Source organism: Streptococcus sp. 27098_8_69, from assembly GCF_041432445.1.
GTDB lineage: Bacteria > Bacillota > Bacilli > Lactobacillales > Streptococcaceae > Streptococcus.
In genome coordinates this window covers 1-12398 of record NZ_JAPVZO010000039.1, presented here as the reverse complement: position 1 = coordinate 12398, position 12398 = coordinate 1, and the positions used below count along the sequence as shown (strand labels likewise).

The following is a 12398-nucleotide window of genomic DNA, read 5'->3' as shown; positions in this document are numbered from 1 at the left end:
GTGGGTTTTTACTATCAATTTCTGCATTACGATTATCAGTTAATTTAGTAATTGTTGGTGCTACCTGGTCAGCTGGTGTTATCTTAGCTGGTGTTGTTACATCAGGAACTTCAACAGTTGGTTGACCTGGTTCTGTAATCTTACCTGTACCTGGGACATTACCTTCAGGTAAATCACTATTAGGTACTTTACCTTTACCGTCTTTACCGATTGTGACTGGGATTGGCTTGTCACCTTTACCTGGGATTTCTACCTTAGTTTCTGGTGGGTATGTTGAGCCATCTGGTTTCTTCGGTGTTACTGTAACGTCACCTGTCTTAGGATCTTGATTCAACTCTAATGTTGGTGTAATAGATTGTGTAACCTTGACAGTTGATGTAAACTCCGCACTTTGTCCGACGTTATTGACAGACTTGACCTTGACCTGATAACCTGTATCGCTAGGTTCAGAAGCAACACGACCTGTAATAATGAGCTTGTGCTCATAATCACTCACTTTATGAACTTCAACTTTTTGATCTTTAAGTTCCAGCTTACTATCCACTAACTTGATAGAATCAGCTGTATTATAACCTAGTTTTGGATCACCAAGTGAAAATCCTGCTAGATTATCTTTAGTTGTAAATTCAAGTCGAATTTCCTTACCTTTTTCGATAGTTTGATCAGCCCCCGTCACCTTAGGAGATGGCAAACCATACCATTGCATATCATTTCGGTGGGTGCTGAACTCATAGGAGCGCATCCCTGCTGCATACATGAGTGGAGTCCCCTCAGCAGCCTTGGTTTTGAAACGAAAGATATAGTTTGATGCACTATCCTTAGTTCTACCACGATAATCAATATCAAAATGATAGACTCTTTGCGTATGCTGGATCAACCAATCCTTCAAATAATCTGATACCAGAACATCCTTCTCCGTTGTCGTACGGGCACCACCTGTACGATTAAAATAGAGTGTATCAGGTTTTGAAATGATTTCTTCAAATGTTTTAATCTCTCCATCAGCACCTTTCCAGAAAGCATCGGTAGTGGCGGCTTTGCCCCAAGCCTGCTCGATAGCTCCACCAGGGGTACCAATGTTAACATCCTTAGACGTAGAGCTAACCTGATCTTTAAAGATGTCGTATAAGTTTCGTGGTAATCTTCCTTGAGTTTCAATACGTCGTTTTCCACCAGAACCACCCCAGTAACTACCAAATGATGCCGAACCGTCGTCTACCAAGGTATGACCAGTTGGAATGGTAAACCAAGCATGGGCATTTTGGTGGTTTTCAGGATTACCTTCAAACTCAATGACCCAATCGTATGTATCTCCGTTTTTAGTGACATCAACCTTAACGACATCCTTGACATCCTTAACTCTTTGATTATCCGCAGTATTTTGGTTACGGTCTCTAAAGAGCATGGTACCAGCTGGATAACCTGAGCCATCTCCTTCCTTTGTGAAGTAGAGCCCAACAGCATTGTCATAGGTTGCCCCCGCATCAGCGCGAAGCGTTGTCCCAACTGGGATAGCTGCGCCATTACGGACGTCATTACGCCCCGAAGTCAAACGATTACGTGCAATCATAACAGAGCTTTCGTTACGTTTGATGACACGATTCATATCCTCAACATCACGAAGGCTAACTTCTACACCACCAAATGCAGACTTGGCTACAGCAACTTGGGCGATAGCTTTTTCCAAGATTTCACGTGTCAAGTCATTCTCAGGTGTTTGGGCGATAGCCTGCTCCAAACGATCAATAGATACTTTGAGACTAGCTTTAGCTTTTTCCAGTTGCTCAACATTGGTATTTTCTGAAGTTTCCTCAGACTTAGCTGAAATTTCTGGAGTTGGCTTCACTACTTCTGGCTTGATTTCCGGAGTTGCTTCCTGTGTACTTTCACCATTTTTATCTTCTTTGCCTTGAGATACTTCCACTGCTCGTAGCTGGTCCAAAACATTGGTCAAGCGAGCTACTAAAGCGTCCACTTCTTCTTGACTCACTTTTGAATCAGCGAGAGTCTGTTCAGCCTTGACAAGTTCTTCCTTGGCACGGACTAAAAGATCTGTATTAGCAGCTTCCTTGACGTGGAGCTGGTCTTTGATCTGTGCCACAAGCTGACTTGCAGTAGCTGTATCCACTTTTATAGAACTAGCAGGCTCTTCCTTATCCTGCGATGCTAGCGGACTAGTATCTTGAGTTAAAGCCTCTACATGAGGTTTGTCGACAGGTGTTACGCTATCCGCACTAACGACACGCGCACCCAAAAACATCAGCGCTGCAACAGCAACTGAAGCCGCACCGAAGCTATACTTACGAATAGAGAAGCGTAAGACTTTTTCCTGTTGTCGACGCTTTACTCTACTTAGTGAATTTGATTTTTTTTCCATCGTTCCTCCTTATATTAAAGACAAAATCAAATTGAGAAGCAGTATTCCCTCTGGGGAATAATACAATAAAAATCACTCTTTTGAGCAATTTTTACACATCACAGCTATCACAGCTATCACAGCTATCACAGCTATCACAGCTATCACAGCTATCACAGCTATCACAGCTATCACAGCTATCACAGCTATCACAGCTATCACAGCTATCACAGCTCGATTATATCATTTTCAATTCATTTAAGCAATCATAAAGCCATTCAACCTCTCGAATAAAGCGCAAACATATGCGAATGTTTATAAGATGTTTATATATTTTGTTTAAATGAAACAGAAATATTCCTCTTTCTGATAACATTCTCTATATATCAGATTGGCAAGTGTACTAATCGCTCACCGGTTGAGAACTTTTGGGAACATTTCAAAACTGAGCACTAGGATTAAAGACATACAATATTTTGAGAGGGGTTTGGTACCAATACTGATGTCTCCCTTTTTCAAAAATAAAACAACGACCTTGTACTTCTTCAAATGAGGAACAAGGTCGTTTCTTAATCTTTTATTTCATCGTTCACTTAACAGTGAGTAGTTCAAACTTTAACGAAATGCTTATTTTAGTCTTCTTTTTTCTTTCCAAACGCAAGTCCAAGGCTACTTAGCATACCAAGGAGTCCTAAAGATGCAAGAGTCATACTTGACTCTGTTCCAAGTCTTGGCAATACATTTTGAGAATCATTTGACTTAGATTCCTTATCAATAGTAGTTGTAATGAATCCGTGATTAGCATTCGGAGTAACTGCATCTGGAGTTGGAGTTGTTGGTGAAGGTGCAGGTGTATCTTGACCAGAACCTCCATTAGTAGCAGGTGTGACTGGAGTGACTGGAATTGTATTTGGATTTGTATTTCCACTTACTTTTCTGAAAATGTGAGTAATTACTGGTTCATTTTCATCAATCACAGTTCGTACAAATTCATATACTGGAATTGATCCATGTTCAGCATCCTTTTCATTACCTGTCTTAACGGATGGTTTCAATACATTTCCGTCTTCATCAATCCATCGAACCTCAATCATTAGCTCTGGCAATGCAATTGAACCCGATAATGCATCGTTTTCAAAAGTTGTTACCTTAGGAACTTCCACAGATGATTTACCTGGTTCAGTAATCTTACCTGTACCTGTTTTTTCTACGTTTGGTAGATCACTGTTTGGTACTTTACCTTTACCATCTTCATCGATTGTAACGACGATTGGATTACCATCTTTACCTGAGATTTCTACCTTAGTTCCTGGTGGATATGTTGACCCATCTGGCTTCTTCGGTGTCACTGTAACATCACCTGTCTTAGAATCTTGTTCTAACTCTACTGTTGGTGCTTTCATTTTCCCATAAGTTCGAACTGTTGTTGGAGTTACCTTACCTGTTTTTGAATCAACTTCATAGGTAGTGGTATCAATCACATCACGACCTTCAGAATCTTTAGATTGTTCAACCTTAGTTTTAGCTCCTACTTTAACGATTGTCTTACCTGCTGGGGTGACTACTGGGTTACCGACGTGTTCTGTGATATGACCGTCATTTGAATCTACATCGTAAGTGGTTGTAGTAACTATTTTACCTTTAGCTCCTTCAACGCGGTCATCAGGTGTGCCAACTTCTCGTTCACCATCTCTAACATACTCAACTTCAGGTTCAATTGATGCTTCTACTACTTTGTCCTTCGCTGCGACTTTGACAATTGTATTCGTTGGTTCTTTCGTACGAACTGGTTGACCTTCACTTGCTGTAATCTTTCCAGTATTAGGATCCACAGTGTAAATGGTTGTGATAGTGTCTTCACCATCTTCACCTTTAACAGTAGTTGGGGCTGTACCAGTAGTTGGGGCTGTACCTTTTTCTTTCGTATCATCTTTTTCATAAACTACTGGAGACGGTACTACTCTCTTCTCAACCGTTGGTGCTTTCGTTTTCCCATAAGTTCGAACGGTTGTTGGAGTTACCTTACCTGTTTTTGGATCAACTTCATAGGTAGTGGTATCAATCACATCATGACCTTCAGAATCTTTAGATTGTTCAATCTGAGTTTTTGCACCAACTTTAACGATTGTCTTACCTGCTGGGGTGACGACTGGATTGCCAACGTGTTCTGTGATATGACCGTCGTTTGAATCTACATCGTAAGTGGTTGTTGTAACTGTTTTACCTTTAGCTCCTTCAACGCGGTCATCAGGTGTGCCAACTTCTCGTTCACCATCTCTAACATATTCAACTTCTGGTTCAATCGGGATTTCTACTACTTTGTCCTTCGCTGCGACTTTGACAATTGTTTCTGTTGGATTTACTACTACTGGTTTCCCTACTCTTTCTGTAATAACGCCTGTAGTAGGATCAACACTATATGTTGTTGTGGTAGTGCTTGAACCTGCTTGGCCTGCTTCTTCTACATTGTCTTGGCCTTTTTCGCGCGTATCATCTTTTACATATTTCTTAGGTGAAGGGATTTCGGTTGTTTCTACTTTGTCCTTCGCTGCAACTTTAACAATAGTATTAGTTGGTTCTTTCGTACGAACTGGTTGACCTTCACTTGCTGTAATCTTTCCAGTATTAGGATCCACAGTGTAAATGGTTGTGATAGTGTCTTCACCATCTTCACCTTTAACAGTAGTTGGGGCTGTACCTTTTTCTTTCGTATCATCTTTTTCATAAACTACTGGAGACGGTACTACTCTCTTCTCAACTGTTGGTGCTTTCGTTTTCCCATAAGTTCGAACGGTTGTTGGAGTTACCTTACCTGTTTTTGGATCAACTTCATAGGTAGTGGTATCAATCACATAACGACCTTCAGAATCTTTAGATTGTTCAACCTTAGTTTTTGCACCAACTTTAACAATTGTCTTACCTGCTGGGGTGACGACTAGGTTACCAACGTGTTCTGTGATATGACCGTCGTTTGAATCTACATCGTAAGTGGTTGTAGTAACTATTTTACCTTTAGCTCCTTCAATACGTTCATTAGGTGTGTCAACATCTCGTTCACCATCTCTAACATATTCAACTTCAGGTTCAATCGGTGTTTCTACTACTTTGTCCTTGGCTGCGACTTTGACAATTGTTACTGTTGGATTTACTACTACTGGTTCTCCTACTCTTTCTGTAATTGTTCCATCTGATGGATTTACTTCGTAAGTAGTTGTTACTGTGCTTGAACCTGCTTGTCCTGCTTCTTCTACATTGTCTTGGCCTTTATCGCGCGTATCATCTTTTACGTATTTCTTAGGTGATGGGATTGCTGTTGTTTCTACTTTATCCTTCGCTGCGACTTTAACGACTGTATTCGTTGGTGCTTTCGTACGAACTGGTTGACCTTCACTTGCTGTAATCTTTCCAGTATTAGGATCCACAGTGTAAATGGTTGTGATAGTGTCTTCACCATCTTCACCTTTAACAGTAGTTGAGGCTGCACCTTTTTCTTTCGTATCATCTTTTTCATAGATAACAGGTGATGGTACTACTCTCTTCTCAACCGTAGGTGCTTTCGTTGTTCCATAAGTTCGAACGGTTGTTGGAGTTACCTTACCTGTTTTTGGATTAACTTCATATATAGTGGTATCAATCACATCGCGACCTTGGTCATCCTTATTACGTTCAACCTTAGTTTTCGCACCAACTTTAACAATTGTCTTACCTGCTGGAGTGACGACTGGGGTACCAACGTCTTCTGTGATATGACCGTCGTTTGGATCTACATCGTAAGTGGTGGTAGTAACTGTTTTACCTTTAGCTCCTTCAACGCGTTCATTAGGAGTGTCAACTTCTCGTTCACCATCTCTCACATACTCAACTTCTGGTTCAATCAGTGTTTCTACTACTTTGTCCTTCGCTGGAACTTTGACAATTGTTGCTGTTGGATTTACTACTACTGGTTTTCCTACTGTTTCTGTAATAGCGCCTGTAGTAGAATCAACACTATATGTTGTTGTGGTAGTGCTTGAACCTGCTTGGCCTGCTTCTTCCACATTTGGTTGATCTTTGTCGCGTGTATCATCTTTTACATATTTCTTAGGTGATGGAATTTCTGTTGTTTCTACTTTATCCTTCGCTGGAACTTTGACAATAGTATTCGTTGGTGCTTTCGTACGAACTGGTTTACCTTCACTTGCTGTAATCTTTCCAGTATTAGGATCCACAGTGTAAGTTGTTGTGATAGTGTCTTCACCATCTTCACCTTTAACAGTAGTTGGGGTTGTACCTTTTTCTTTTGTACCATCTTTTTCATAAACTACTGGAGACGGTACTACTCTCTTCACAACCGTTGGTGCTTTCGTTTTCCCATAAGTTCGAACTGTTGTTGGAGTTACCTTACCTGTTTTTGAATCAACTTCATAGGTAGTGGTATCAATCACATCACGACCTTCAGAATCTTTAGATTGTTCAACCTTAGTTTTCGCACCAACTTTAACGATTGTCTTACCTGCTGGGATGACGACTGGGTTGCCAACGTGTTCTGTGATATGACCGTCCTTTGAATCTACATCGTAAGTGGTTGTAGTAACCGTTTTACCTTTTTTACCCTCAATACGCTGATCTGATGTACCGAAGTCTTTTTCACCATCTCTAACATACTCAACTTCAGGTTCAATTGGCGTTTCTACTACTTTATCCTTAGCTCCCACTTTTACAACTATAGCTATTGGTCTATATACGACTTTTGGTTCGCCTTTTGATGGAATTAGGGTTCCATTTACTGGATTTACGCTATAGGTTGTGGTGACTTTAGTTTGTCCTGCTTTCCCTGGAAATTGAACGGTAACAGTACCTTTTGGACTGTTCTCATCTTTTAAATAAACTGGTTTGGGTTCAACTAAATTATACTCAACTATATCCTTAGCGCCACCTCTATTGACTACTTCTTCCTTCTCAGCCGAAGTAAGACTGCCAGTTTTTGAGTTTACTGTGTAGCTCGTTGTCTTCTTAACAACATCGTCTCCTTTTTTAATGTATTCTACTTCGTCCTTGGCTGCGACTTTGACAACTGTTTCTGTTGCCGGTTGCTTAACTACTGGTTGTCCTACATGTTCAATAAGATCTCCAGTGTTAGGATTTACACTATAAGTTGTTGTTACCGTCTGTTTCCCAGTTTTTCCAGGCTCTTCAACATTAACTTGTCCTTTTTCGCGTGTATCATCTTTTACGTATTTCTTAGGTGATGGGATTGCTGTTGTTTCTACTTTGTCCTTTGCACCATCTTTTTTGAACATTTCATCAAGTGTATTTTTAGTAATCTGTCCTGTATCAGGATCTTTCATACTAACAGTTGTTGACTTAATGATGTCATTTCCGAGTTTGCTATATACAACAGTTTCTCCAACTTTTTCTAGAGACTTGGCTGTAGTAATCTTAGGATTTTGAAAACCTATCCCATCTAAGGAAATTCGTTTCCCAGAAATAAACTCTGGTCGTCTATTAATCATATCGGCTTCAAAATAAGAACGGGAACTATGCCCTCCTTTTGTATCCCCAACATTTATAACAACATCACTATCATTACTGACACTTTTTCCTATAGTAGAATCGTTATTAACTATATAATGGGTCAGTTTACCTGACTTAGCTATTTTTTTACTATCTAAACCTTTTTGCCAAAACGCAGATGATGAGAGAAGACCTGTCCTCACTTTTGGAGCATTAAATGTTGTTCCTTTTTTTAATACATTATTATAAAAGTTTCTATAAGCCAGCTGTTCTTTAGTAGACATGACTCTGCTGTCAGAATATGCCAACTGATAGGCTTCAACCATTGCCCGTTGTACTAAATATCCTCCCAGAGAATGTCCTGTTAGATAAAGGTTGGTGATACTCTTATCCTTGGCTAATTCACGCATAATTTCTTCTGCTTCTATCGCCTGTTTAGGATTACTCCCTGTTCCAAGTGTTATATCAGCACCTATATCTTTAGAATCACTAGTCCCACGAAATGCTAGTACCTGGGCAGTTCCATTTGGTAAATATAAGAAATCGCTCTTAGTCTCAAATAATACAGCATCAAGTCCACTGGATGTATGATAACTTTTCTTTCTTTCCCAATAAGGTCCCAATTCCCTATTCATCATCATATATTCATAGCGTGGTTTACTTTCACCTTTCTTTTTGTATAACTCTGCTTCTGTTAAAGGTCTCTTATGATCCAGTACTCTGTCAATGTACTTATCGTCACGGTAAGCCAATTCCATGAACATAATCATATCACGTTCACTTACATTCCATTTTAATTTTTCATCTGGCTTTTCGTCACTATCAATAATACCATCACCATCAGTATCTTCTAGTAACGGATGACTGTTATAACCTACATACTTTTTCCCATTTTTTTCATAAATATAGATTTCATCTTTATCACTCAAATAATCGTTATCTGTATAACCATTCGGTTTTAACTGTTCTCCATCTAGTAATAGGCTATCATACTTATCCCCTTCTGAACCGATTATTCCTGCTTTGATTTTTTTAGCATCTTCCTCAGTCAATTCATATTTTTTAATCTCAGTAGGATTTGATGCTGCTCTAACCTCTGGAGCACTTGATCTGTCTTCACCAGCCACCAAAGTAGTTGCCGTCGAATTGATATTTTCCTTACCACCGGAAGTATCTAGAACTGTCTCTTTTGTAGCTACTGTTGAAATCTCTTTAGCATCTATCTCAGAAGAAGCATTGTTTCGATGTTCTGAGATACTTTGAGCTTCTTCTTTGATCTCCACAGTCGGCAGAGAATTGTCAGTTTCAGAATTAACTTCTATCCCTGTATTATTATCATTATTATTTTCCGTAGAAGCTAAGACTCCTTGAGTTGGAGCAAATAAGGAAACCCCTATTAGTACAGATGCCACTCCAACAGAAAACTTTCGAATCGAAAAACGTTGGCGTTTATTAAAGATATCTTTCATGTTACCCAATTCCTTTTTAACTAGCATTTCTATATATAATATAGAAGGTGTCAACATTTTCTGTTAACAAAATCACAATTTTTTCTTTTCCTCAAATTAGGAAGTTTACTCTACTTTAATACATCACATTTTAAATCCTTTCAATTTTTAAATAACTATTTGTTATAATAACCCAGTTCATCAGGCATGTTATTTAGGTTACGGACAGAACCGCTAATTTTAGACTTCCAAACAACTCTGTAAAAAAGTACAAGGTCATCTTTTTCTATTTTATCATCTAGTTCCATTTTCCCATCCGTATAAAGATCAATAACCTGCTGTTAAAATTTCAGTAAATTAAGAAAGGAATCTAAATACTGAACTTTCTATACTGCCATTATATCACAAAGAATTCCTTAAAAGAAAAAAATCACCATTCTTGATTTTCTAGAAAACCAGGAAATGGTGACTCTATATTAATTTTCTTGAAGCTCAATGACAATTTCTTGACCATTTTCTTTTTCTTCCACAACTACTTTTTCTTCCAGTTGTGATTTAAAATGATTCAAGGTTTCTTTTGAAGCTTCAGTCGCTTGTTGAGCATGGTATTTTGCTTTATCTAAGACAGTGTCAAGAGTAATTTCCCCAGATTCAATCTGCTCTTTTGTTTTAAGAACGAATTCTTTGGTTTGTTCTTTGACATCCGTTAATTTTTCACAAACCTGCTCTTTAGCATACTCAGGATCTTCTTTTAGATCTTCTAAAAATTCTTGTACTTGGCTTCTAACTTGTTTTCCTTTGTCACTAGTTAGAAACAAGGCAGCTGCAACACCTGAAACAGTTCCTAAAAGGATAGATGATAGTTTTCCCATTAGTCAACTCCTTTTTTATTTTTTAAAAAATTTACTTGCAACACGAATGGCAGATAAACCTGCACCAGTTTTTATAGTTTTTGATCCAGCAGATGATGCTTTTTTACTCAAAACACGTGCTTGCTCATTTATGTCAGAAACAGAAACAGAAAGGTCTGCAACTGCTGTAAAGAGGGGATCAATTGTAGCAACTTTGACATTGATATCATCAACAAGAACGTTGACTTTTGTAAGCAATTCATTTGTTTGATGAAGAGTTACATCTACATCTGATGTTAAAGTTTTAACAGTTTTTTCAGTTTCATCAATTACACGACCAACTTTTTGAAGGGTAATAATCAGATAAACTAAAAATACAACCAAGGCAATTGCCACAATAATATAAGCCACTTCTAACATTTTAATTCTCCTTTTTTACATTATAAAATGGTGCTTTTTTCCGATTTTGATAAAAGATGATATAAATACCAAGGCCAATCAATAGGGCAGACAACCACTGGGATACTCGGAGCCCAAAGAACATGAGACTATCCGTACGCATGCCCTCGATAATCATACGTCCAAATCCGTACCAAATTAGATAAAAGGCAGTGATATGACCACGACGGATATTCTTTAATCGGCGTCTAAAAATGACAATCAAGGCAAAACCGATCAGATTCCAGATAGATTCGTATAAGAAGGTTGGTTGGCGGTATGAGCCATCAATATACATCTGATTCTTAATAAAATCAGGTAAGTAATCAAGATTGTCAACGACTGCTCCATAAGCTTCTTGGTTAAAGAAGTTTCCCCAACGCCCTAGACTCTGAGCAATCATGACGCTCGGAGCTGCAATATCTAAGAAATCCCAAGTATTGATTAATTTGCGATCAGCAAAGATATAGAGAACAATCGCTCCAGTAATTAAACCGCCATAAATCGCAAGACCACCATTCCAAATAGCAAAAATCTCTCCCAGATGTTGGCTATAATAATCAAATCTAAAAATAACATAGTAGAGTCTAGCGCCAATGATGGATAAAGGAAAGGCAATTAAGATGAAGTCCAAAATATCATCAGATAAAATCTTCTTTTTAGGCGCTTCTTTACTGGCAAGGTATACCGCTAAAACAAGACCTGAAACGATGCAGAGCGCATACCATCTAACAGCAAAAGGGCCAATTTGAAAAGCAATTGGATCAATCATCTTTCACCTCGTTCTTTGCAATCAGATTTGTCAATCTTTCTTCAAACAATCGAGTAGCATCAAAGCCAATTTCCTTAGCACGATAATTCATCGCTGCTGCTTCGATAACGACAGAAATATTACGTCCTGTTTTTACAGGAATGCGTATACGTGGAATGGATACTCCAGAAATCTCCAACTCCTCAGCATTATTGCCTAGGCGATCAAAAGTCTTTTGCGTGTCATAATTTTCTAGATAGACAGCTAACTGAACTTGTGAAGAGTCCTTAACTGCACTGGCACCATAAAGACTCATCACATCTATAATACCAACACCACGAATCTCAAGTAAATGCTTCAAGATTTCAGCTGGTTCACCCCAGAGAGTCATTTCATCCTTAGCAAAGATATCTACACGGTCATCCGCTACCAAACGGTGTCCTCGTTTCACGAGTTCTAAACCTGTCTCACTCTTACCAATACCACTGTCACCCTGAATGAGCACACCCATACCATAGATATCCATCAAGACACCATGTACACTTTCACGCTCAGCCAAACGAGAATCTAGGTAACTTGACAATTCTCCAGACAGACGACTTGTTGCTGTACGACTCGTTAAAATAGCGATTTTACATTCTCTAGCGGCCTTTAACATTTCCTCTGGAACTACTAAACCACGCGCAACAATAACTGCAGGTGTTTCTGGTTGAAACATCTTTTTCAAAACCTGGTAGCGGTTATGAGAAGACATACTAATCAGATAAGACCACTCTTTCATTCCCAAAAGTTGAATCCGCTCTGGAGTATAGTAGTCAAAATACCCCGTCATTTCAAGCCCTGGTCGCGTAATATCCGCGGTATTGATTTTCTTTTCAAGTAATTCAGGCTCACCATAGACAATGTCTAGTCTGAGCTTATCAATCACTTCTTTGACTAAAACCGACATAATTTTCTCCTTCAATCAAGTTCTTCCCTCTATTATATCAAATTGTAGGAGGAAGTTTCAGAATTTTGCAGGATTTATAGGATTTATTTAAAGCAAAAAAGACTAGATTACT

6 protein-coding genes are annotated in these 12398 nt (G+C 38.8%); all 6 read right to left on the bottom strand.

Features of this window, described 5'->3' with window-relative positions; genetic code table 11:
• A partial coding sequence (locus O3658_RS10220) for a YSIRK-type signal peptide-containing protein (protein ID WP_371561396.1) occupies nucleotides 1–2377 on the bottom strand: 2377 nt, incomplete at its 3' end.
• A 611-nt stretch (nucleotides 2378–2988) separates the two neighbouring features.
• Nucleotides 2989–9318: a YSIRK-type signal peptide-containing protein gene (locus O3658_RS10215; RefSeq protein ID WP_371561393.1), complete on the bottom strand. Its 6330-nt coding sequence runs from the start codon at nucleotides 9316–9318 to the stop codon at nucleotides 2989–2991.
• A gap of 455 nt (nucleotides 9319–9773) precedes the next feature.
• On the bottom strand, nucleotides 9774–10169 hold the full coding sequence (locus O3658_RS10210; RefSeq protein WP_371561389.1) for a YtxH domain-containing protein: 396 nt from the start codon (nucleotides 10167–10169) through the stop codon (nucleotides 9774–9776).
• Nucleotides 10170–10184: 15 nt separating this feature from the next.
• On the bottom strand, nucleotides 10185–10568 hold the full coding sequence (locus O3658_RS10205) for a DUF948 domain-containing protein (RefSeq protein ID WP_371561386.1): 384 nt from the start codon (nucleotides 10566–10568) through the stop codon (nucleotides 10185–10187).
• Between the two features lies 1 nt (nucleotide 10569).
• A complete protein-coding gene (gene lgt, locus O3658_RS10200; RefSeq protein ID WP_371561383.1) occupies nucleotides 10570–11358 on the bottom strand; it encodes a prolipoprotein diacylglyceryl transferase in 789 nt (262 codons plus the stop codon).
• Nucleotides 11351–12286, bottom strand: coding sequence for an HPr(Ser) kinase/phosphatase (hprK, locus tag O3658_RS10195; protein ID WP_371561380.1), 936 nt, complete (start codon nucleotides 12284–12286; stop codon nucleotides 11351–11353). Before hprK ends, lgt begins: the two co-directional genes overlap by 8 nt.
• Between the last annotated feature and the right edge of the window lie 112 nt (nucleotides 12287–12398).

Bases quoted from the DNA above. Each gene is read 5' to 3' on its own strand.
- O3658_RS10215 (WP_371561393.1), bottom strand. From the start codon at position 9,318: ATGAAAGATATCTTTAATAAACGCCAACGTTTTTCGATTCGAAAGTTT.
- O3658_RS10210 (WP_371561389.1), bottom strand. From the start codon at position 10,169: ATGGGAAAACTATCATCTATCCTTTTAGGAACTGTTTCAGGTGTTGCA.
- O3658_RS10205 (WP_371561386.1), bottom strand. From the start codon at position 10,568: ATGTTAGAAGTGGCTTATATTATTGTGGCAATTGCCTTGGTTGTATTT.
- lgt (WP_371561383.1), bottom strand. From the start codon at position 11,358: ATGATTGATCCAATTGCTTTTCAAATTGGCCCTTTTGCTGTTAGATGG.
- hprK (WP_371561380.1), bottom strand. From the start codon at position 12,286: ATGTCGGTTTTAGTCAAAGAAGTGATTGATAAGCTCAGACTAGACATT.